The organism is Rhizobium phaseoli (assembly GCF_003985125.1).
Lineage (GTDB): Bacteria > Pseudomonadota > Alphaproteobacteria > Rhizobiales > Rhizobiaceae > Rhizobium > Rhizobium phaseoli.
The window spans coordinates 223,209-244,932 of the sequence record NZ_ML133565.1; the positions used below are offsets into that span (position 1 = coordinate 223,209).

At 61.8% G+C, this 21,724-nt stretch carries 23 protein-coding genes; 15 read left to right on the top strand and 8 right to left on the bottom strand.

Annotation, left to right across the window (positions count from 1 at the left end):
- The first annotated feature begins 62 nt into the window (after positions 1–62).
- Entirely contained in the window at positions 63–611 is a 549-nt protein-coding gene (locus EFD56_RS01030) for a cupin domain-containing protein (RefSeq protein ID WP_037114264.1), read from the top strand.
- An 89-nt stretch (positions 612–700) separates the two neighbouring features.
- Here the strand turns inward: EFD56_RS01030 and EFD56_RS01035 are convergent, their stop codons facing one another.
- From EFD56_RS01035 to EFD56_RS01045, 3 genes are all read right to left on the bottom strand, one after another.
- Positions 701–1,888, bottom strand: a complete 1,188-nt coding sequence (locus EFD56_RS01035) for a hypothetical protein (RefSeq protein ID WP_126904438.1) — start codon at positions 1,886–1,888, stop codon at positions 701–703.
- 373 nt (positions 1,889–2,261) lie between these two features.
- Positions 2,262–3,047, bottom strand: a complete 786-nt coding sequence (locus EFD56_RS01040) for a pyrroline-5-carboxylate reductase (protein WP_086003895.1) — start codon at positions 3,045–3,047, stop codon at positions 2,262–2,264.
- Positions 3,048–3,049: 2 nt separating this feature from the next.
- Positions 3,050–3,769, bottom strand: a complete 720-nt coding sequence (locus tag EFD56_RS01045) for a GntR family transcriptional regulator (protein ID WP_037146392.1) — start codon at positions 3,767–3,769, stop codon at positions 3,050–3,052.
- A gap of 200 nt (positions 3,770–3,969) precedes the next feature.
- Between EFD56_RS01045 and EFD56_RS01050 the strand changes: the two genes are divergently transcribed.
- The 12 genes from EFD56_RS01050 (at position 3,970) to EFD56_RS01105 (ending at position 15,215) form a co-directional block, all read left to right on the top strand.
- Complete coding sequence (locus EFD56_RS01050; RefSeq protein WP_010008725.1) at positions 3,970–4,800, top strand: substrate-binding periplasmic protein; 831 nt, start codon at positions 3,970–3,972, stop codon at positions 4,798–4,800.
- 64 nt (positions 4,801–4,864) lie between these two features.
- Positions 4,865–5,647: an amino acid ABC transporter ATP-binding protein gene (locus EFD56_RS01055; RefSeq protein ID WP_012490129.1), complete on the top strand. Its 783-nt coding sequence runs from the start codon at positions 4,865–4,867 to the stop codon at positions 5,645–5,647.
- 9 nt (positions 5,648–5,656) lie between these two features.
- Entirely contained in the window at positions 5,657–6,319 is a 663-nt protein-coding gene (locus EFD56_RS01060; protein ID WP_010025109.1) for an amino acid ABC transporter permease, read from the top strand.
- A gap of 12 nt (positions 6,320–6,331) precedes the next feature.
- Entirely contained in the window at positions 6,332–6,997 is a 666-nt protein-coding gene (locus EFD56_RS01065) for an amino acid ABC transporter permease (protein WP_037146465.1), read from the top strand.
- Between the two features lie 30 nt (positions 6,998–7,027).
- The gene (gene dapA, locus EFD56_RS01070) at positions 7,028–7,906 is read left to right on the top strand and encodes a 4-hydroxy-tetrahydrodipicolinate synthase (RefSeq protein ID WP_010025115.1); all 879 of its coding nucleotides are present in this window, start codon (positions 7,028–7,030) and stop codon (positions 7,904–7,906) included.
- An 89-nt stretch (positions 7,907–7,995) separates the two neighbouring features.
- Positions 7,996–9,030 carry a proline racemase family protein gene (locus EFD56_RS01075; protein ID WP_012490127.1) on the top strand — a complete coding sequence of 345 codons (1,035 nt, stop codon included), beginning with the start codon at positions 7,996–7,998 and terminating at the stop codon, positions 9,028–9,030.
- A gap of 16 nt (positions 9,031–9,046) precedes the next feature.
- The gene (locus EFD56_RS01080) at positions 9,047–10,297 is read left to right on the top strand and encodes an NAD(P)/FAD-dependent oxidoreductase (protein ID WP_126904439.1); all 1,251 of its coding nucleotides are present in this window, start codon (positions 9,047–9,049) and stop codon (positions 10,295–10,297) included.
- A gap of 34 nt (positions 10,298–10,331) precedes the next feature.
- The gene (locus EFD56_RS01085; RefSeq protein ID WP_126904592.1) at positions 10,332–11,822 is read left to right on the top strand and encodes an aldehyde dehydrogenase family protein; all 1,491 of its coding nucleotides are present in this window, start codon (positions 10,332–10,334) and stop codon (positions 11,820–11,822) included.
- Positions 11,819–12,853, top strand: coding sequence for a proline racemase family protein (locus tag EFD56_RS01090; RefSeq protein WP_126904440.1), 1,035 nt, complete (start codon positions 11,819–11,821; stop codon positions 12,851–12,853). The genes EFD56_RS01085 and EFD56_RS01090 overlap by 4 nt, the downstream gene beginning before the upstream one ends.
- A gap of 9 nt (positions 12,854–12,862) precedes the next feature.
- Positions 12,863–13,627: an SDR family NAD(P)-dependent oxidoreductase gene (locus EFD56_RS01095; protein ID WP_004672059.1), complete on the top strand. Its 765-nt coding sequence runs from the start codon at positions 12,863–12,865 to the stop codon at positions 13,625–13,627.
- 70 nt (positions 13,628–13,697) lie between these two features.
- Complete coding sequence (locus tag EFD56_RS01100; RefSeq protein WP_037114250.1) at positions 13,698–14,453, top strand: SDR family NAD(P)-dependent oxidoreductase; 756 nt, start codon at positions 13,698–13,700, stop codon at positions 14,451–14,453.
- 84 nt (positions 14,454–14,537) lie between these two features.
- Positions 14,538–15,215 (top strand): GntR family transcriptional regulator, encoded by a 678-nt coding sequence (locus EFD56_RS01105; RefSeq protein ID WP_037114247.1) that lies wholly within the window; start codon positions 14,538–14,540, stop codon positions 15,213–15,215.
- 27 nt (positions 15,216–15,242) lie between these two features.
- Here the strand turns inward: EFD56_RS01105 and EFD56_RS01110 are convergent, their stop codons facing one another.
- The gene (locus EFD56_RS01110) at positions 15,243–16,244 is read right to left on the bottom strand and encodes an Ldh family oxidoreductase (RefSeq protein WP_004672058.1); all 1,002 of its coding nucleotides are present in this window, start codon (positions 16,242–16,244) and stop codon (positions 15,243–15,245) included.
- Between the two features lie 229 nt (positions 16,245–16,473).
- Between EFD56_RS01110 and EFD56_RS01115 the strand changes: the two genes are divergently transcribed.
- Positions 16,474–17,526: a proline racemase family protein gene (locus EFD56_RS01115; RefSeq protein WP_170967835.1), complete on the top strand. Its 1,053-nt coding sequence runs from the start codon at positions 16,474–16,476 to the stop codon at positions 17,524–17,526.
- Between the two features lie 108 nt (positions 17,527–17,634).
- The gene (locus tag EFD56_RS01120; protein ID WP_004672053.1) at positions 17,635–18,474 is read left to right on the top strand and encodes a hypothetical protein; all 840 of its coding nucleotides are present in this window, start codon (positions 17,635–17,637) and stop codon (positions 18,472–18,474) included.
- Between the two features lie 105 nt (positions 18,475–18,579).
- On the opposite strand, the gene EFD56_RS01125 is transcribed toward EFD56_RS01120, so the two are convergent.
- The 4 genes from EFD56_RS01125 to EFD56_RS01140 form a co-directional block, all read right to left on the bottom strand.
- Entirely contained in the window at positions 18,580–19,095 is a 516-nt protein-coding gene (locus tag EFD56_RS01125) for a hypothetical protein (protein ID WP_050981290.1), read from the bottom strand.
- A gap of 138 nt (positions 19,096–19,233) precedes the next feature.
- On the bottom strand, positions 19,234–19,818 hold the full coding sequence (locus EFD56_RS01130) for a TadE/TadG family type IV pilus assembly protein (RefSeq protein WP_010014470.1): 585 nt from the start codon (positions 19,816–19,818) through the stop codon (positions 19,234–19,236).
- A gap of 1 nt (position 19,819) precedes the next feature.
- Positions 19,820–20,350, bottom strand: coding sequence for a TadE/TadG family type IV pilus assembly protein (locus tag EFD56_RS01135; RefSeq protein ID WP_004672048.1), 531 nt, complete (start codon positions 20,348–20,350; stop codon positions 19,820–19,822).
- Positions 20,347–21,681, bottom strand: coding sequence for a TadE/TadG family type IV pilus assembly protein (locus tag EFD56_RS01140; RefSeq protein ID WP_012490117.1), 1,335 nt, complete (start codon positions 21,679–21,681; stop codon positions 20,347–20,349). The genes EFD56_RS01135 and EFD56_RS01140 overlap by 4 nt, the downstream gene beginning before the upstream one ends.
- Between the last annotated feature and the right edge of the window lie 43 nt (positions 21,682–21,724).

A 21,724-nucleotide genomic window follows, 5' to 3' on the forward strand; every position in this document is an offset into this window, starting at 1 on the left:
TGAAATTGAACAATGAAGAAGATAGAGTTTGCGATATTCTGGACAACGCAAACGGATCCATCATGTCAGTCGATATCGGCAGCCGCCTTCGCCACTTGCGCATTGCCCACAAGCTTTCCCAGCGTGAGCTCGCCAAACGCACTGGCGTGCCGAACTCGACGATCTCACTGATCGAATCGAACGCCTCCAATCCTTCGGTCGGCGCTCTGAAACGGATCCTCGATGGCATTCCGATCGGGCTGGCGGAATTCTTCGCCTTCGAACCGGAGCGTCCGAAAAAGGCCTTCTACGCCGCCGAGGAGCTGGTGGAGATCGGCAAGGGCGCCATTTCCTACAAGCAAGTCGGCGAAACCCTGTTTGGGCGCAGTCTGCAGATCTTGAAGGAATGCTACCAGCCGGGGGGCGACACCGGAAAAATTCCCCTTGTTCACGAAGGGGAGGAGGGTGGGGTCGTGCTCTCGGGAAGGCTCGAGGTCACGGTCGACGACGAGCGGCGTATCCTTGGGCCGGGGGATGCTTATTATTTCGAAAGCCGGCGCCCGCATCGGTTCCGCTGCGTCGGACCGGTGCCCTGCGAGGTTATCAGCGCCTGCACGCCGCCGACCTTTTAGTGGGATTTCGCAAAAGCGCGCGGTGATTGCGGAAAGATGATCCCGGAGGCGGACCGATAAACGATCCGCCTCCGGCGGTTGATCTTGACTTAGTCGTTCGCCGAAACCTTGACGCCGAGCACCGTTGGAATGGTGTTCGGCGCACCCATGGCTGCACCGACAATCATCGGCACGGGAACCGGCTTTTCCGGAGCGGCGCTGATCGTCAGGCTCTTCGGCCCGTCGAGATAGGTATTGAGGGCCGCCGATATCTGGTTTTGCAGTTCCGGCATGTTGAGTTGCGCCATCACCATCGGAATGAGCGCCTTCAGCGATTGTGCCAGTTCGTTACCCGTGACGCCCTGCTTCGCGCCGGCATAGTCGAGCGCCTTTTTGGTGATCGAGGCGTCGTCGAAGCGGATCGAGGCGCTGTTGAACGTCAGCTGCTGCATCAGCCCCATCATCGCAAGTCCGGCGGCCTGATTGGCCTCTTCCTTGTTCGGATTGGCTTCGGCTGTCTTGACCGCCTCCTGCAGCGATTTGATGAAGCCGAGCGTATAACCGGAGAAGTCGACGGCGAAGTTCAGCCGGCCCACATTCTTGAAATCGAAAGCATATTCGTCGAGGACAACCTTGCCGCTTTCGACTTCCCAGCTTCCCTTCATCGTCATGGTGCCGTCGAGCGTCGTCAGTCCGAGCTTCTCGATGGCCTCCTTCGCAGCCGCATCCTCGACTTGCGACAGGTCGGCCTTGAATCCGGCGACGTTGGCGTCGTAGGCAAAGCCGCTGTCCTGGCGCCCCATGTTTGCTTCGACGCCTTCGATCGCAAGCACATCCTTGCCCTTGATGTTGAGCGCGATCGGCCCGGTGCTGGCGGTTTCATAGAGGAGGATATCGTCCAGCGTCTCGCCGGTCGCATTGGCGGGAATCGTCAGGCCGGTGAACAGAATCGCCTTGGCGGAAAAGCGTCCTCCCTCCTGGCTGATATCGATATCCGGGAAGGAAAGGGTCTTGGCGTAATAGGCGCCGCCTTCTTTTTCCTCGACGCCCTCGAAGGTGAGGTCGCCGATCTTCAGCGTGTCGCCGGGCAGGTTCGCAAATCCCACCTGGACGCCTGTTGCCTTCACCGTGTCGCCGTCGACTTCGGCCTTCTCGAAGGTGATGACCGTGCCGCCGGCGTTGGTTGCGGCGCTAAGCTTCTTCATCATATCCGTGCCGTCGAGGGCCAGCGCCGGGCCAGCCAGTGTCAGGAACGCGGTGCTTGCCATCATCAGGTGAAAATTGCGCAGATGCTTCATGGAGATGTCCTTGTGTTGAAAGTAGATGCGGGGGAATAATGGAATATGCGCCGGCGGCGCTCTGCTCGCAGTGCGGCGGGGACGTCACAGTTCGTCAGATCAGCTAATTGGAGGGAATGCGATCGCGATCGGCCGGAACCGGCAGGCCGGAGAAATTCGGCCACCCTGCCGCCGGCGGCCGGGCGAGGATATTTTCTCTAGCAAAAGTAGTTTCGTGACTCATCGTGAGAGCTAAATTGCATTTCTTCGATTATTGCAACCGCGATTTTCGACGGCGGAGCGGAATCAAACGCGCTTGCCGGCGATGCCGATGCATTCGAGGATCGTCGTGCGGCAAACACCCGCCTCCCTCGGCGGGCGGGCTGCGCGCGCTTCAGTTGCTGCGGCCCTCGATTCGGGCGAGCACGCCGTCGAGCGCTGCGGTCAGCGCAGCGAGGCCGCCCTTCTTGTCAACGTCGGAGAGAACCTGCTCGTTCAGTCCGCCCTTGGTGGCGAATTCGCGGCTTAGCGCGCTGAACGGCTCGGTGCCTGGGCTGTTGGCCTTCTGCGCCAGGCTTGCGAAAAGCGGCGCGATGTAGGCATTTGCTTTAGGCCTTTCGAGGCCGCTTTTTTCCAGCCAGCCGGCCAAGGTTTCCATTATGCCGAAATAGGTCGACATCACAGAGCTGGCCGCTGCGAGAAGATCGTATTCCTTTTTCGACTGGCACTGGACGGCGGTTCCGAGCGTATCGAACAGCGCCGCGACGACGGCATCGGGCGGGAGGATGGCGGTGACGCCTCGCCGCTGTGCGACGAAGGGCAGGGGGATGGCCTGGACGAGGTGCACGTCTGCACCGATCCAATCGAGAAGCGCCTGACGCTCCGTCGCTGCAACGAGGCTGACGACCATCTGGCCCTTCCGGAAGGAAAGCGCCCGCACCACCTCCTCGGCGATCTGCGGCCGGATCGCCAGGAACACCATGTCGCTGCGATCAACGACAATCTGGTTGTCGCCGGCAATCCTGACGGCGGCGAACTCCTCTGCCAATGTCGCGGCAATGTGCGCGCTCCGCGGCGAAACGTGGACCTCGGAGGCGTAGGCCGGTGCGGCCAGAAGCCCGCGAACCATTGCTTCGGTGATCGCGCCGGTGCCGACGAATCCAATGCTGTTGATCATCACTGTTACTCCGCAGCCCGCAGCGGTCCCAGCGCGACATCCGTCGTGTAGTTCTCGCGCATGAAGTTGATGAAATTGTCCTGGAACTGGCGCGTATGGGCGTGGGCGAGCTCGTCGGCCAAATCAACGTTCTTGTCCCTGATGGCATCGAGCATCAGCGTGTGCTCATCGGTCAGCAGATAGCCCTCATGCGTCCGCTCCAGATATTCGAAATGCAGGTGCAGCATGCGCTGGCCCTGCGACAAAAGCTTCTCGTAGAACGAGGCGAGATACTGGTTTTTTCCGGCATGGGCGATCGCCATGTGGAATTCCTTGTTGGCTTCCGACATGGCGAGGTGATTGCCTGTCCTGACCGCCGCCTCGAACGATTTCAACCGCTTGGCGATGATCTTCAGGTCGGCCTCGGTTCTGAGTGCCGCGGCCAGCCGCGTATTCATGCGCTGGGCGATGTCGAGCGCCTCGACATATTTCGGAAAGGTCGCCACTTCGATCGGCGCGACGATCGTGCTGCGGTTGGAAAGCGTCACCACCAGCTCGTCGGCACCGAGTCGGATCAGCGCTTCGCGCACCGGCGAGCGCGACATGTCGAAGCGTTCGGCGAGCGTCATCTCGTCGAGAAGCTGACCGGGCGGCAGAGCGAGCGACAGGATCTCGTTGCGCAGCGTTTCATAGACGCTCTTCCAGCCGGTCCCGCGGATGCGTTTCACTTCCGATTCTTCAGACACTTAAGTCCCTTTCTCTCTACGACAGGTCCATTGGGCCAGAAAAACAGCGTGTCGGCAATGTAATTTTTCCGCTTGACTTTGTCGACACGCTGTTGACATATTCTTGCCTGTCGACACGCAGCCGACACGAAAACAACAGAAACGGCCAGAGCCGACGAGTGGAACCGCGCGCTTCGCGCACAACAAAAGAGGAATGCCCAATGCTTTCTTTGATAACGTCCGCCCTGCGGGCGCTGCCCGCGCTCGCCCTGATGGCAGGTCTTTCCGCAACCGCCGCCCACGCCCAGACCGCCGAGGGATATTGGCAGGGCGTGCAGAAGGCAGGCGCTTTGCGTTGTGGCGCGGCTGTAGCGCCGCCCTATGTCATGCGCGATCCGGCGACGGGCGAGTACACCGGCTTCTTCGCCGATCTCTGCAAGGAGTTTGCCGACGTCCTCAAGGTGAAGCCTGAATTCGTCGATACCACCTGGGACAATATCGTCGCCGGTCTGCAGGCGGGCAAATGGGATCTGTCGCTCGCGCTTAACCGGACGCCGGCGCGCGCCATGGCCGTGCAGTTCTCGATCCCGGCGATGGAGTACCAGATCTCGCTCGCCTACAATAAAAACAATCCGAAGATCGCGGCCGGCGTCGCTTCGGTGGCCGATATAGACAAGGCGGGCGTAACTCTTGCGGTCATGTCAGGCACGGCCCAAGACAAGGCCATTTCCGCGGCGGTCAAGAACGCCACGATCATGCGCCTGCCCGGCAACGACGAGACCCGCCTGGCGGTCACCTCGAAGCGCGCCGACATCCTGGTCGACGCCTCCGACACCAACCAGCTCTTCACCCAGTCGAACCCGGATTGGGCGGTTGCGCTCAACCCGACGCCGGCCCTTGCCAAACAGGGTGTCGCTTTCGGCCTGCCGCATCAGCTTTCGGCCGCCGACGTCGAAGTGATCAATATCTTCCTCGAAGAGAGGGTCGCCACCGGCCATGTCGACGAGCTGATCCGCAAAGCCGTCGACGAAGTCCTCAAGGGCGCGAAGTAACCTCGCTGGGGCCGGTGCGACGATCGTCCCGGCCCTTTCAAGCTTCGATCATCGGAGATTGGCCATGACCACGTCCTTCAGCCTTCCCCTCGTGAAAATGCAGGCGCTCCACAAAAGCTATGGGGGCGGCGCAATCCAGGTGCTGAAAGGCATCGATATCGAAATGAAGCCCGGCGAACGCGTCGTCGTCATCGGTCCGAGCGGCGGCGGCAAAAGCACGCTGCTTCGGGTGATGATGGGCCTGGAGCAGATCGACAGCGGCTCGATCAGTTTCGATGGCAAGGCCTATATTTCTTCCGACGGCGCTGCCAGGAAGACCCAGATCGACACCCATGTCCGTCGCTCGATCGGCATGGTCTTTCAGCACTATACGCTGTTTCCGCATCTGAGCGTCATTCAGAACCTGATCCTCGCACCCTGCAAAGTGCGCGGAGAAGGCAAGGCGAAGGCGACCGCCCGCGCCCAGGCTCTGCTCGAGCGCTTCGGGCTCGGCGCCAAGGCCAATGCCTATCCGGCCCAGCTTTCCGGCGGCCAGAAGCAGCGCGTCGCCATCGCCCGCGCACTGATGCTCGATCCGAAGCTGATGCTGTTCGACGAGGTCACCTCGGCGCTCGACCCGGAGCTCGTCAGCGAGGTCGAACAGGTCATCCTGCAACTCGCCGCCCAGGACATGCCGATGATGATCGTCACCCACGACATGTGGTTCGCGAAGAACATCGCGTCGCGCGTCATCTTCTGTGCGGGCGGCGTGGTCGTCGAGGACGGCCCGCCCGAGCAGGTGCTCGGCGCTCCGCGCGAGGAACGCACCAAGGAATTCATCGACCGCGTCTTCCACATCAAGCAGTAGGAGGCACAGATGAACTACACGTTCGATTTCAGCGCCGTCTCCATCGCCCCGCTGCTGCAGGGGCTGTGGGTTTCGCTGCAGCTGACGGCGGCCGCGAACATCATCGGCATCGTTCTGGGCTTCGGATTGGCCCTGCTGATCATGAGCCCGATCAAGATCGTGCGGCTGCCGTTCATGCTGTTCGTCGAATTCTTCCGCTGCACGCCGGCCATCGTCCAGATCGTCTGGATATTCTATTGCGTGCCGATGCTGTTCGATGTCTTCCTCGATCCGATGACGATGGGCATTATGGCCCTCGGGCTCAATCTGATGGCGTTCAATGCCGAGGCCTATCGTGCCTCGATCCAGGCGGTGCCGCGCGAACAGCTCGACGCCGGCATCGCGCTCGGCCTCAATCCGCTGCAGCGGGTGCTCTACATCGTCTTCCCGACGGCGTTCCGCGCCTCGATCCCGGTGCTTTTGACCAACGGCATCGTCATCTTCCAGCAGAGCGCGCTAGTCGCGATCGTGGCGATCCAGGACCTGATGTACCAGGGCAAGACGCTGGCGACGGAGACTTATCGTCCGATCGAGACCTTCACCGTCGTCGCCCTCATCTATTTCGCCGTGTCTTTCCCGATCACCCAGATCGTCGGCCTGCTCGAACGCCGCCGCCAGATCCTCGTCAGCTAGGAGGCCAGCATGATGACGCTCGATTTCTCGATCCTGCTGCGCTTCGAAAACGCGCTGCTCCTTGGCCTGTGGATGACGATCAAGCTGACGATCATCTGCGTCGTGCTTGGATGCTCTCTCGGCTTCCTCGTCGGCCTGGCGCGCGCGTCGCGCAATCTGGCGCTTCGCGCCATTGCGGGCACCTATGTCGAATTCTTCCGCGGCACGCCGGTGCTCATCCAGCTCTTCTGGATCTTCTTCTGCCTGCCGCTGATCCTCGGTGTCGAGCTTTCGAATCTCGCATCGGGTGTCATCACGCTGACGCTCTATATGGGCGCAATAACGAGCGAAACTTTCCGGGCGAGCCTCAAATCGATCGGCCGGGAGCAGTTGGATGCCTGTGTCGCCCTCGGCCTGCCGCAGAGGGTCCAGGTCGTCAACGTCGTGCTGCCGCAGGCGGTGCTGCGGGCCATCCCGACGCTGCTGTCGAACTGCGTCAGCCTGTTCAAGGAAAGCGCGCTCGTCTCCGCCGTCGGCATGGCCGACCTGATGTTCGTCGGCCAGAACATTTCGAACAATACCGCCCGTCCGGTCGAAGTGCTGACGGTCGTCGCCCTGATCTATTTCGTCATCGCCTTCCCCCTCACGCGGGCGGTCTCCCTCATGGAGGGACGCATTCTCAAGAAGCTCGCAATCTGAAAACCGTCGTTCCCAGGACAGGAGAATCCCATGAAACTTTCCGGCGTCATACCCGCCCTCATCACCCCCTTCGACGCGAACAACAGGATCGACTTCAAGGCGTTCGAGAAGCTTCTGACGCATCTGCGCGAGGCAGGCGTCACCGGCTGGGTGCCGAACGGCTCGACCGGCGAATATTTCAGCCAATCCAGGGAAGAGCGCCGTGACGTGCTGCAGTTCGTCAAGGAGTTTGCCAGGCCCGGCGAAATCCTGATCGCCGGCACCAATGCGCCCGCGACCCGCGAGGTGATCGAGCAGACGGCGCTCGCCAGAGATATCGGCTATGACACCGTCCTGCTGGCACCGCCCTTTTATACCCGTCCAACCCAGGCGGAACTGATCAGGCACTATGAATCCGTGCTTGGGGCCGTCGATGTGAACCTCGTCCTCTATTCTTATCCGGCTAAGGATGGTTCAGACATCAGCTTCGAGCTGATGGATCATTTTGCCGACAATCCGCGGGTGATCGGCATCAAGGAAAGCTCGGGTGTATTGCAGCGGGCGATCGACATCGCCAGCCGCTATGAGGGCAAGATCCAGCTCGTCAGCGGCTCCGACGATATCGCGCTCGATTTCATGTTCTGGGGCGCGGAAAGCTGGATCTGCGGCCCGTCCAACTGCATGGCCAAGGCCTGCTGCGATCTCGACCGAACCTACAAGGCGGGAGATCTAAGCAAGGCGCGCGAGATGATGAAGACCCTCTATCGGGCGATGAACATCCTCGAAAGCGGCAAGTTCGTGCAGAAGATCAAGTATGGCTGCGAGCTGCAGGGCTTGTCCGTGGGGACGTGCCGCGCGCCGCTCGGCGAGCTGACCGCGGAGGAAAAGGCCGAGTTCAGGGCGGCGATGGAGCCGATCCTCAACTGGTAGGATTTTTCACGTCGATACCGGGGTCGGCCGGAGGCAGGCCGGTCCCGAACATACTCATGGTTCCCAGGAAAGACCCGGAGACTCAAGCGATGCGATTCAAGAAGGTCCTGTCCGTCGTCGATTGTCATGCGGAAGGCGAGAGCGGCAAGGTGATCGTCGGCGGTGTCGGCCAGGTCAAGGGCGAGACCATGTTCGACAAGCGGAGCTATCTCGAAACCCACATGGACGATATCCGCAAGATGGTTCTCTTCGAACCGCGCGGCGCCGTCTGGCACAATGCCAACATCGTTCTGCCCTCCAATCATCCGGAAGCCGATTTCGGCTATGTGATCCTGGAGACGACGGAATATCCTGTTATGTCGGGTTCGAACACCATGTGCGTGGCGACCGTCCTGCTTGAAACCGGCATTCTTCCGATGCAGGAGCCGGTGACGAACCTGACGCTGGAATCGCCGGCCGGCCTCATTCGGGTTCGCTGTGAATGTTTAGACGGCAAGGTGACGAGTGTCCGGCTCGTGAACCAGCCGGCCTTCTGCTACCATCTCGGCAGCCATATCGAAGTCGAAGGTCTCGGCACGGTTGAGGTCGACATCGTCTATGGCGGCATGACTTACACGATGGTCGATGCCGCCGCTCTCGGTTTTTCGATCGATCCCTCCGAGGCCCGCGACCTTTGCGAGATCGGGCAGAAGCTCAAATTCGCCGCCGCCGAACAGCTTGCCGTGGAGCATCCCGACAACCCCGCGATCCCCGGCATTACCAACACCCAATTCATGGGACCGCTGCGCCGCGAAAGCGGCCGGCTGATTTCGAAGAATTGCGTCGTCGTCTCGCCCGGCCGCTGCGATCGCTCGCCCTGCGGCACCGGCTCGTCGGCCCGTCTTGCCCTGTTGCATGCCAAGGGCCTGATCGCGCCTGGCGAAACTCTCATCCATGAATCCATCACCGGAAGCCGCTTCACCTGCGCCATCGACGGGCTGGCGAAGGTCGGAAGATACGATGCCGTCATCCCGGCAATCGCAGGACAGGCGTGGATCACCGGTTTCTATCAGATGGGCATGGATCCGACCGATCCCTATCAACAAGGATTCACCGTGGCGGATACCTGGATGACGACGGTCTGAAGCCTAGAGAATGGATATGAGCGGAAACAAAATTCCTTTGGTGGTCGTCGGCGCGGGTATCATCGGCGTCGTCATTGCCTATGAGCTCCAGCGTCGCGGCCAGACCGTCGTGCTGGTGGACAGGGCGGCCCCCGGCATGGGCGCCTCCTACGGCAACATGGCGAGCATCGCGGTTACCGAATTCATGCCGGCTTCGCGCCCCGGCATCTGGGCGCAGATGCCGAAATGGCTGCTCGACCCGGAAGGGCCGGTGCGCATCCGGCCCGGCTACCTGCCAAAACTGGTGCCGTGGTTCCTGAGGTTCCTCGCCGCCAGCCGCCCCTCAAAATTGAGGGAGTTGGAGGCGGCCGGCGCTGCGCTCTGCGGCCGTGTTTACGAAGATATGGACGCGCTGCTCAAGCAGACCGGCCTGACGCATATGCTGACGGCAGAGGGGTGCCTCAGCCTCTATACTGATGACGCAGAGTTCAGGGCGGATCGCGAACATATCGATATCCTCGAGCGTTTCGGCTTCCGGCACGAAATCCTCGGCGGCAACGCCATCCGGGATCTCGAGCCGGCCTTGACCACGAAGATCGGCAAGGCGGTGCTCTTTCCCGACAATCGGTCGATCACCGATCCGTACAAGCTCGTCGCCGCCCTTATCGAAAAATTCCAGGCGCTCGGCGGCCGGATCGTCGAGGGCGACGTCGCAGGCTTCGAGCAAAGCGAGGCCGGCGTCTCCGCTCTCCGTCTGGCGGATGGACGAAGCCTTGCGGCGGAGAAGGTGGTGCTTGCGGCCGGCGCCTTCACCGCCCGGCTTTCCGCCCTGCTGCGGGAGCCCATCCCGCTTGAAACCGAACGCGGCTACCACACGCAGATCATGGAGCCCGGCATTTCGATGCGCCACTCGATCATCTGGCCGACGCGCGCCTTCATGGTCACGCCGACGGCAGGCGGCATCCGCGTCGGCGGCACGGTCGAAATGGCCGGCCTCGACGCTCCCCCGGATTACCGGCGCGCAAAGATCCTGGTGAAGCGGGCTCGGGAAGCATTGCCGGAGCTGAAGGCCGAAGGCGCGACGGAATGGATGGGGCACCGCCCGGCACTGCCCGACACCGTTCCGGTCATGGGTCCATCCGCCAAGCGCCGCAACGTCTGGTTCGCGACCGGTCATGGGCATCTCGGCCTGACCTATGCGGCCACGACCGGCCGGTTGATGGCCGATCTCGTTACGGGCGTTGAACCGCCCGTGGACATGAAACCCTATCGCGTCGACCGCTTCTGAGAGCGGTGCCGGCGCAAGGCAAAAGGGAGTGAACATGCGAAGCGAACTCTATATCGACGGACAATGGGTGAAGCCGGTCAAGGGCGGCACCTGCACGGTGACCAACCCGGCGACGGAAGAGGTGATCCAGACGATCGGAGCGGCAACGGCCGAGGATGTCGATCTGGCCGTCAAGGCGGCGCGCCGCGCCTTCGACAAGGACGGCTGGCCAAAACTGACGGGCGCCCAGCGCGCGAAGTATCTCCGGGCGATCGCTGCCGGCATTCGAGCCCGCCAGGCCGAGATCGCCCGGCTCGAGGTCCTCGACAACGGCAAGCCGTTCCCTGAGGCCGATTGGGACGTTGCCGACGCGGCGGGCTGCTTCGATTTTTATGCGGGGCTTGCCGAACAGCTCGACAACAATCCCGAGGAAACGATCGCGCTTCCGGATCAGCGTTTCACCTCCAAGGCTGTGCGTGAGCCGCTCGGTGTCGCCGGCGCGATCATTCCCTGGAACTATCCGCTGTTGATGGCGGCATGGAAGGTCGCCCCGGCACTGGCCGCCGGCTGCACCGTGGTGCTGAAGCCCGCCGAATTGACGTCGCTGACGGCGCTGGAGCTGGCGGCGGTTGCCGACGAGGCCGGGCTGCCGGCCGGCGTGCTCAATATCTTGACCGGCGCCGGGTCGGTCGCCGGCCAGGCGATCATCGATCACAAGCAAGTCGATAAGCTCGCCTTTACCGGTTCCGGGCCGGTTGGCTCGAAGATCATGGCGGCGGCCGCCCGCGACATCAAGCGCGTCAGCCTCGAGCTCGGCGGCAAGTCGCCCTTCGTCGTCTTCGAGGACGCCGATATCGACAAGGCCGTCGAATGGATCATGTTCGGCATTTTCTGGAACCAGGGCGAGGTCTGCTCGGCAACGTCGCGGGTCCTCGTGCAGGACACCATCTACGAGCGGCTGCTCGCACGGCTGATCGAGGAGACAAAGAAGATCAAGATCGGCAACGGCTTGGACGAGGGCGTTCTCCTGGGGCCGCTGGTTTCCAAGCGCCAGCACGAGCAGGTCGTCGCGGCGATCGAAGCGGCGCGGCAGGCCGGTGCAACGGTCGCCTGCGGCGGAGCCCGTCCGGAAGGATTCGACAAGGGCTATTATCTCCAACCGACCGTTCTGACCGATGTTCCGCTCGACAGCGCCGCCTGGGTTGAGGAGATCTTCGGGCCTGTCGTCTGCATCCGGCCGTTCAAGACCGAGGAGGAGGCGATCGACCTCGCCAATGATTCCCGCTTCGGCCTTGCGGCCGCCGTCATGTCGAAGGACGACATCAGGGCCGAGCGCGTTGCCGCCGCCTTCCGCGCCGGCATCGTCTGGATCAATTGCTCGCAGCCGACTTTCACCGAGGCGCCCTGGGGCGGCTACAAGGAATCCGGCATCGGCCGTGAGCTCGGCCGCTGGGGCCTCGACAACTATCTCGAGACCAAGCAGATCACCCGCTTCGTGAGCGAAGATCCCTGGGGCTGGTACATCAAGCCGGAGGCAGCCGAATGAACTGGAACCGCAGCCTCGACCTGCTGCAGGTCCACTGCCAGGGCGAGATCGGCAAGATCATCGTCGCCGGCGCGCCCGAAATACCGGGCGCGACCATGCTCGACAAGATGAACCACATCAACGCGGTGGACGACAGCCTGCGCCGCTTCGTCACCTTCGAGCCGCGCGCCAATGTCGCCATGTCGGTGAACCTGCTGGTCGAGCCGACCCGCGCCGATGCCGATGCCGGCTTCATCGTGCTGCAGGCCGACCGCGCCCACCCGATGTCGGGTAGCAACTGCATCTGCGTCGTCACCGCGCTTCTCGAAAGCGGGCGGGTGCCGATGTCGGAGCCGGAGACGGTGGTGCGGCTGGACACGCCGGCTGGCCTGATCGTCGCGCGCGCCACCTGCCGTGACAACAGATGCCTGTCGGTCAGCCTCAACAATGTGCCGAGTTTTGCCGAAGCGCTCGACAGTGAGGTGGAGACGCCGAAATGGGGCCGCATCAAGGTCGATGTCGCCTTCGGCGGCGTCTATTACGCGCTGGTCGATGTCGACCAGCTCGGCCTCGATATCGCTCCGGCCAATGCCCGGCTGCTGGCGGAAGCCGGCATCGAGCTCAAGTCGCTTCTGGCTGGCCAAGTCTCGGTCGCCCATCCGGTCCTGAGTGGCGTAAACGAAATCGCCTATGTCATGTTTCGCGGGCGCGAGGCTGACGGTGCGGTCAGAACCTGCACGACGCTGCAGCCGGGCCGCGTCGACCGCTCGCCCTGCGGCACCGGCAGCTCGGCCAATCTGGCGACCCTTTATGCTCGCGGTGAGGTCGCCGTCGGAGACTCGAGGACGTCGCGGTCGATCATCGGCGGCGAATTCCTAGCGGAGGCGATCGGCGAAACCGAGGTGGGCGGCCGCCGCTCCGTGTTGCCGAGAATAACCGGCCGGGCCTATGTCTATGGCCGTGAGCAGCTGCGCATGTCCGACGACGATCCCTTCGTCGCCGGCTTTGCGCTCTCTGATACATGGGGGCCGCAGGTCGGCCTGCTCGGATAGGAGCCTGCAATGTCTCACCTTCAACCTCTGGCCGACCAGACTGTCCTCGTCACCGGGGCATCCGGCGGAATCGGAGCAGCCATCATCGAGCGCCTTTCAGCCGAAGGCGCGCGGCCGGTCATCCACTACGGTCGCGACAGGCAACGAGCGGAAGCCCTGCTCGGCCAGCTCGACGGAAACGGATTGATCGTTCAGGCCGACCTCTCCCGTCCGGACGGCGCCTTCGCGCTTTGGCGCGACGCGCTTTCGGCGGCGGGACGAATCCATGCCGTGGTCAACAATGCCGGGGTCCGCAACGAGATTTCGATCGATGCCGATCCGGCCGACTGGCGGGCGGCTTGGCAGAAGGAGTTTCAGGTGAACTTCTTTGCTGCGGCGGATCTTTGCAAAGAGGCGCTCGTGCATTTCAAGCAGCATGGCGGCGGGCGGATCGTCAATATGGCCAGCCGCGCCGGTCAGCGCGGATACGCGGCCGACGCCATGCCTTATGGGGCGACGAAGGCGGCGCTCACCAATCTGACAAAGTCGATCGCGAGGAGCTTCGGTCGCGACGGAGTGGTCGCCGTCTCCGTCGCGCCGGGATGGGTGCGGACCGATATGGCCGAGGATTTCGTGGCAAGGCACGGGAAGGAGGCGGCGGTTGGCGACATCCCGATCGGTGAGATGGCCGAGCCGGGCGAGATCGCCGAACTGGTGGCCTTCCTGCTTCGTCCGTCGCAGGCATCGGTCAACGGCGCGACATTCGACGTCAATGGCGGCAGCTACATCAGGTAGAGCAGTTCCAGCGGTAGCAGGCAGCGGTAGTGCGGCGCAATCGCGTGAGGACAAAGGGAAGGGGTTCGTTATGAAGAGATTTTTGGGCAAGGTCGCGGTCGTGACGGGCGGCGGCGGCGGGATCGGATCGGCCATCTGCAAGCGGCTGGCCGATGAGGGCGCCTTGGTGGTGGTGACGGATGCGAACGCCGAGGCGGCGGATGACGTCGCCGCCGGCATAGAAGCTGCCGGTGGATCTGCAATTGCGATCGCGGCTGATATCTCGCGCAAGCCCGATTGCGTCGACCTCATTGAGAAAGCCTTTGCGATCAAGGGGCGGCTCGACGTGCTGGTCAACAATGCCGGCATCAACCGGCGCGGAAATCTGCTGTCGCTGTCGGACGAGGATTGGAGCGTGAGTTTCGCCGTCAACCTCGATTCGATGTTTCATCTCTGCCGGGCCGCGCTGCCGCATATGATCGCCGCCGGCGGCGGCGCGATCGTCAACACTGCCTCGCAATGGGGGCTCTACCCGGCGCCGAACCATATTGCCTACAACACGACGAAAGCGGCGGTCGCCGCCTTCACCCAGAATCTTGCCCGCGACTATGCGCCCGACAAGGTTCGCGTGAACGCCGTCTGCCCCGGGGAAATCCATACGCCGATGCTGGAAGCGGGCGTCAAACGCTCCGGCCGGACGATCGCCGATCTCGATAAGCTCGTTCCCTATGGCCGCATCGGCAAGCCGGAGGAAGTGGCGGCGCTCGTAGCCTTCCTCGTATCGGATGAAGCGGCCTTCATGTGCGGCTCGCTGGTGGAAATCACCGGAGCGCAGGCGGTGGCTTGAACGCGCCGATCGCCCTTGAGCATCGGGATCGTCTACGATATCCCAATGAGATATGCGTCGGGTAGGAAACGAGGAGCTCCGGGAATGCCTTTCAACACCGCTCAGGTGACCAATCTCGGAAAGGCGCCCACGGCCTCGGATGTGATCTTGAAATTCATCCGGGATTCGATCGCGGACGGCTCGCTTGATGAAGGCGAGCCGATTCGTCAAGACGATGTGGCGCGGCTGTTCAATGTCAGCAAGATCCCCGTCCGGGAGGCGCTGAAACGTCTGGAGTCCGAAGGCCTGGTGGAATTCCACCGGAACAAGGGCGCGATCGTCACCAGCGTCTCGGAGCCGGAGATCGCCCAGATCTTCGAGGTGCGGGCGATTCTCGAATCGAATGCCATCAAGCTCTCGATCCCGCACATGACCGAAAAGACCTTTGAGACGGCTCTGGCCTATTGTGACGCCTTCGCCAAGGAAACGGATGTGGCGCGCTGGTCGGAATTGAACTGGCGCTTCCACAGCTGTCTTTACGAGGACGCTGAGCGGCCGTTCCTCGTCAGCACGATCCGTTCGGTAAACGACCGGCTGGAGCGATATCTGCGGGTGCAGCTGACGCTGTCGCATGGCCAGGAGACGGCGGATCGCGAGCATCGGCAAATCATCGAAGCGTGCCGGGAGCGGGATGAGGAAAAAGCGGCAAGCCTCGTCTATGCTCATATCATGAGCGCCTGCCGATCGCTCCTCGAACACCTTCCGGCAAAAAAGCCCCGTTGAGCGTCATCCCATCGATCGCGGGAACAATCAGGCGCCGGCGATCTTCACGACAGCCTCGAAGACGGCGCGCGGCACTTTCACGCCTTCCGTCGCCGGCCTTGGATATTCCATGCCGCTGACGCCGGGTACGAACACCCCGTGTTGCTGAAGGCGGTCGGCCTGCCGCCGTGCGCGTTCAACAAGGCCATCGTCGGTGCGCCCCGGCATCATCGCCACGACGGTCAATCCTGCGGCGGGGCTGGCACTTCCCTCTCGAAAAGATGGCGTATCCAATGACCAGGGACCGCCGGAGAGGCCGGCCGACAGCATTTCCACCATCAGCGCGACATTGGCGCCCTTGCGCCCGCCGAAAGGAAGCAGCGCTCCGCCGAGCGCTCTTGCCGCATCCTGGGTGTCGTTACCGGCTTCGTCGACTGCCCATCCCGCCGGGATGCCACGCCCCTCGGCTGCGGCTGCGACGATATTGACATAGGCGGTCGCGCTCGACGCCTGGTCGATGATGAGAGGCAGCGACCCTTCTCCGAGCGGAAAGCCGAAGGCCATCGGGTTGGTGCTATAGACGGCAGGGCCGCCGGCTTTGGCAACCACCATGGCATTGGCGTTGGTGGCGGCGATGCCGACGATCCCTTCGCCGGCAAGCCTGCGGACATAGTATCCCAGTTCTCCTGCCGTGTAGCTGTTCGTCTGCGTAAAGATCGCGAGCCCGAAATTACGCACCGCTGCCACGAGATCGTCGAACGCAAGATCGAAACCAAGCTGCGCGATGCCCCGATCGGCGTCGGCGACGAAGAAAGCGGGATAGGGACGCTCGCACCTCGGCGAGGGATTGCAGTTGATACGCCCCTCGCGAAAGCTGTCGAGATAATCGACCATATGCGGAAACCCGAGCATGGCAGGTCCATAGAGCGCGGCTGACAAGGTGGCGTCCACGAGGGAGCGGGCAGTGGCTTCCCCAGCGCCTGCTGCCAGGCAGGCCCGCATCGCCAAGGCCTCAGCTTCCGTCCGATCGAGTAGGATCTCATCCGACATCGCAAATCTCCAATTCTCTGCTTCCTTGGCTACCGGGCGCCTGTTCAGCCCTCGGCGCGGTTATCTCAGCAGGCGTTCTTAGCAGAAGCGAGGAAACGCCGACAAGAAAATGTACAATTGTGTCCACAAACATAACTTTGCTGATTGACAAGTCTGCAGCGTCGTACAAAAGATATCGTATACGATATTACAAAGCAACGACGTAGGTCGACGTCAGAGGAGAATGGACATGGGATTCAAAAGAACGATCCACGCGGTTGATACGCACGCGGGCACGCCGATGCGCGTGATAACGGGTGGAATTCCGCATATTCCCGGCAATTCCGTCTATGAGAAGATGAAATGGCTGGAGAGCAACGACGACCAGCTGCGCAAGCTGATGCTGCGCGAGCCGCGCGGCTATCCCGCCCATTGCTGCAACATCATCGTGCCGCCCTGTCACCCGGAAGCCGATGCCGGCTATATCATCCTCGAGCAGGTCGAATATCCGATGATGTCCGGCGGCAATACCATCTCGGTGGTGACGGTGCTTTTGGAAATGGGCATGCTGCCGATGAAGGAGCCGATCACCGAGCTGGTGCTCGAGGCGCCCGCCGGCCTGATTCGCGTCAAGGCGGAATGCAGCAACGGCAAGGTCAAGAACGTGACCTTCAAGAACGTCCCGGCATTTGCCGCCCATCTCGATGCCGTCATCGATGTGCCGCATCTCGGCAGGGTTACCGTCGATGTCGGCTGGGGCGGCATGTTCTATGTCATCGCCGATGTCAGGCAGTTCAAAGGCCTTGAACTGATCCCGGAACATGGTCGGGAGATCGCGCGCGTTTCCGCGATGATCCGCCAGGCCGCCATCGAACAATTGCCGGTTGCCCATCCGCATTATCCCGGCGTCGGCATTACAATCTCACAGCTGTCGGGACCGACGGACGATCCGAACGCCGATTGGAAGAACACGGTGACGATGGCGACAGGCGATCTTTCCTGGGACGACCCAGCCACCTGGACGGGTGCGCTCGATCGCTGCCCCTGCGGCACCGGCACCTGCGCGAAGATGGCCGTTCTGCATGCGAAGGGCGAATTGCCGCTCCATCAGGCCTTCCGGCATCAGGGGATTCTCGGCAATATCTACACCGGCAGGCTGGTCGAGGAAGCAAGGATCGGCGACCAATCCGCCGTTGTCCCGACGCTGAGCGGCACCAGCTGGATCTCGGGCCTGAATACCCTCGTTCTCGACAATGACGACCCCTTCACCGAAGGTTTCACCCTCGGTGACATCTGGGCTTAAGGAAAGGCGCGCGACGCATCACCTGCGGCGATGATCCCGCTTTCGTTCTGGACGCCATATGTTTACAAGCGGAAGCTGTAAACATTCGACCGAACGGAGGCATCGATCTTGCATATCCTGCGTCGCGCGCTGCTGGGGTCCTTGTGGGCCGTGATCGGCTGGAAACCGTCTTTCTCAAGGGAAGCGAGCCCGGAAACGGCGATCCGCGAGGAGGCGACCTCGGTGACGCCCCGGCATGTTCTGTGTTTTCTCGGGAAGGATCGCGACCTCAGCCACTTGTCCGCGGCGGCAGCCCAAGCGATTCGGGACTTCGCCGATGGATTCAGCGTCGACGAGGATTATTCGCAGGCAGAGCCGGATGATCGCATGAGCCAATCGTTCGATGTCTGCTGGGATCGGGTCGAAGCCGATGTGTGGACCGAAGCGGACGAGAAAGCCGTCGCCGATCATCAATCCGTCCTTTATGTGCTCGGGCCGAGCATGGCGCAGGCGGAGACGGTGAAGGCGTCGATGACGGCGCTGCGTCTCGTCGAGCGGCTGATCGCAGCGGGAGCGGTGGCCGTCAAAGGTGAAAGCGCCGGCATCGCCCATGGCCTCGATCGATGGAGAACACTGATCGGCCAAGGTGCGGAGGCGGTGAAAGCGGCAGATCCGCTCGCCCAGCAGCGCATCGGCCGGCTCGCTTTCGCCAAACGGCCGCTATCGGCGCGGGGATATCTGGAGAGCGTCGGCTTCCATCTCGTCGGGCTGCCTGAAGTCTATGTGCCGGAGGCGATGGGCAGCGAGAGGCAGATCGTTGCCATCATCGACCAGGTCGCCGACGAGATCGCCGGGCATGGCCTGGATCCAACGCTGCAGAAGCGCCACGCCAGCCTTTCCTTCAGTTCCACCTATGAGGTGGACGAATTCAAGTTCAATCCCTACGGCATCGTCCGGCTTTCCGGATGAGCGGCCGCAAGAGCGCCTCAGGTTCTCCGGGGGAGCCGGTCGAGCCGGAGGGCGTCGGCGAAACCGGCCGACCCGAACCTTGGCCGAGCATGGCCGGCAGGTCGCTCAATCGATCTGCAGCTCAAGTGTTTTGGCAAGCTCTTCATAGTGACGCGCAGACCCGGCATTTTTCTCGGCGGCATACTTGGCGCCCACCAGCCGCGCGGCCTCGGCCGCAATTCGGAAAGCATCGATCCTGTCCTGGGGCTCGGCTGCGGCTTCATCGCCGATATCGCCGCTGCTGAAGCGGCCGGCTTTGAAACCGTCTCCGAGATCGATGACGCCGATCTCCGGAACCCCGTCCCTCAACCGGCCGAAGAAGGCCGCTCCGGCGCGTTCGCCATCCCTACGCCGCAACATCCCTTGGCCCGACGCCTTTCCCTCGAGGCAGGCTCCGATCCAAAAGGTGGGGCCGCTGGTCAGGGATGACGGCGCCACGAATTTGCAGTGGCTGCCCGGATCCTGCGACCATTGCAGTTCTGCGGCTGCCTGGGCAAAGCCCTGGGGATGGAACATCATTGCGGCGATCGGCGCCACAAAAAACAATCGCTGCACGCCGCCGAAAATTTTTTGCGCCGTCATCTCATTCCCTTCCGCATTCACGACTATCCGTTGCGTTGCCGTGGGAGCAAACCGCCGTTGAGGCGATGCAATGCACCATTGTCGCTCCGGCGACAACGGTCTGATTGCTATAGGTTGCCGCTCGCGACAGGCGGCAGCCTATTTGTAGCTGATCGTGTCGCTCACGCGCGGGCGGTTGAAGAAATGATGGTCGAAGCTGTATCCGTTCTGTCCGGTGAAATTCGAGAAAAATGACGAGACCGGTGTCGTCAATGTGTATTGCACGCGGGTGAGCACGACCTGGACGCCGGCGTCCTGGATCTGCGAGGGGATGTCGATTGCGCTCGCCGCGCCGGAGTTCAGCGCCGAGGTATTGAACGCGGCGGACCAGTTGACGGTGGCGTTGCCGTTCTTGCTGATATCGTTCACCGTGAGCGTGATCTTAAGCCCGCTCGTGTCATAGGGCTGCAGAATGAAGCTGGCGCCGGAAAGAAGCTTGGTGACATCGGAGCTCGTCCAGGAGCTCTGCTGTCCGATCAGATCGCCCGTCGTGGAAGCGATTTCGTCGATCTTACGGCTGACCGTCAGCGCGTGGCCGAGATCGACGGTGCCGAACAGCAGCATCACCAGGATCGGCAGCACCAGCGCGAATTCGACGCCGGAAGCAGCCAGCCGGTCGCGCGCAAGATCGAGCAGGCGGGATCGGGCGAAGCGGAACAGGGAAAGGCTTGGTGTCTTGATCATATCAGAAGGGCTCGTTGCGGAACAAGGCGGACGAGCCAATGAGATAACGGCCGTCTGAAAGCTTGGCGCTCGACAGGGTGAGGAAGTTGACGACGGGGTCCCAGGGCAGGAATGTCTGAACCAGGATATAATCGCTGCCCTTGCCGACATCGAAGGTCTGGGTGATGGCAAGATTGCCGCTGTTGTCGATCGGGTCGGTGCTGGTCGCCGATGACAGGTCGGAAAGCACGTTCACCTTGACCACCAGATCGCTGGAGCAGTTGAACGACAAAAGCATATCGTCGCAAATTTTCGCCTTGAACCCGGCGAGCGTGATCTTCGACGACGCAACTTCGCCAGTGCGGATCATTCGGGAGATTTTGTGAACCGAAGCGTCCAGCGCAGAGTTGACGAAGAACATGAGCGACACTTCGATGATGCCGAACAACATGATGAAGAGCGGCAGGGCGAGGATCGCGAATTCGATCGCAGCCACCCCTTGACGATCGCCGAGAAGACGGCGAAGCGGAGCGAGCTTTTTTTCGAGCTTCATTGGGTCAGCCGGACGGAAGAGAGATATTGGGTGAAGAGCGCCGACAGGCCTTCCGTGATCTCGGTGGACGACGAGGCCGACAGGAACAGGCTCTTGGACGACGCACAGTCGGCCAGCGCATAGGGGATGTAGTCTCGCCTGGTGATGCTGGTCGACACGCCGCTCCGCATGGTGCCGCCCCAGTTGCTCTTCCAGTTGGCGCTCGCCATGGTTGAGCCGACGGTGTCATTGTAACCCCAGTCCGTGGTGATCGGCAGATATTCGGTATAAAGAACCGCCATGGTGGCGGACTTGTTTTTGACGTAGCCGCACCAGTCCGGGTTAAGTGGCGCCACCTTTTTCAAGTTGCTTGAGTTCTTTACCACCCATCCGCGCTGTGACTGAACGCCGTCCGTCAGCAGGAGAACCAGCTTGAGCGGATTTGCCGAAGAGGTGCCATCACCACCCGTGCCGACTATCTTCTGTAGTGCCGCTAAGGCGACGTCAAAATAGGTATAGTTCATCGAAGTTGCACTTGTCAGACCGTAGCTGTCATCGGACAGGCGTTTGCGTGCGTTTGACGTATCCAGGGTTGGAGCGAGAACTTCCTTGGTCGTATCACCCAAGCTGTATAGCCCGACCTTGATCCGTTCGTGATTGCTGTCGGATTCATCGATCATGTCGAGCACTTCTCGGACGGCGTCACCGGCGACATCGGCACGCAGCTTTATGTTCTTCTCGGTGCTGTAATCATAGTTGTTGGCGTATGTCTTCTTGCCGACGGTATGCGCATCGCCGGTGTGGCAGGCGAACTGGCAGCCGATGCCTGAATACATGGTCGACTGACCTGAAGTCGTTGCCGCCAGAAGCATCGACGGCGATCTGTCGATGACGATATAGACATTGAGATAGGACGTCGCCGGGCCCTTGACGGCGCTTCCCACACTGACGGGGACGGTATCGATATTGGCGATCTTCATGAAGGTGGTCGGAACGGTGCCGCTCGCCGTCGCCGTTATGTTGTGGTTGGTGGTATCGATCTCGATCTCACCAAGCGCGTAGCTGTTTTCCACCTGCGCATGGAACCAGTCGGAAACCTTCTGCTTCAGCGCGTCGGTGTCTTCGCTATTGTTGATCTGTTTGACCGCGGCGATCAGGGCTGCATCGAGGTCGCTCTGCATCCTCTGCCGGACATTGTAGCTGCGGATGTAGTCGAAGCTCGCGCCGACCGCGACGAGCATCGGCACCAGGCTGAGCGCAACGACGATCGCGACGTTGCCCGTCCTGTCCCTGCCGAGACTGCGAAAGGCTCTAACGAGCCGACCGAAAGAATTTAAAAGCCCAGATCTCAAAAGCCACCATCGCGCAACACATAAAAATAGCAAAAGCAAGATG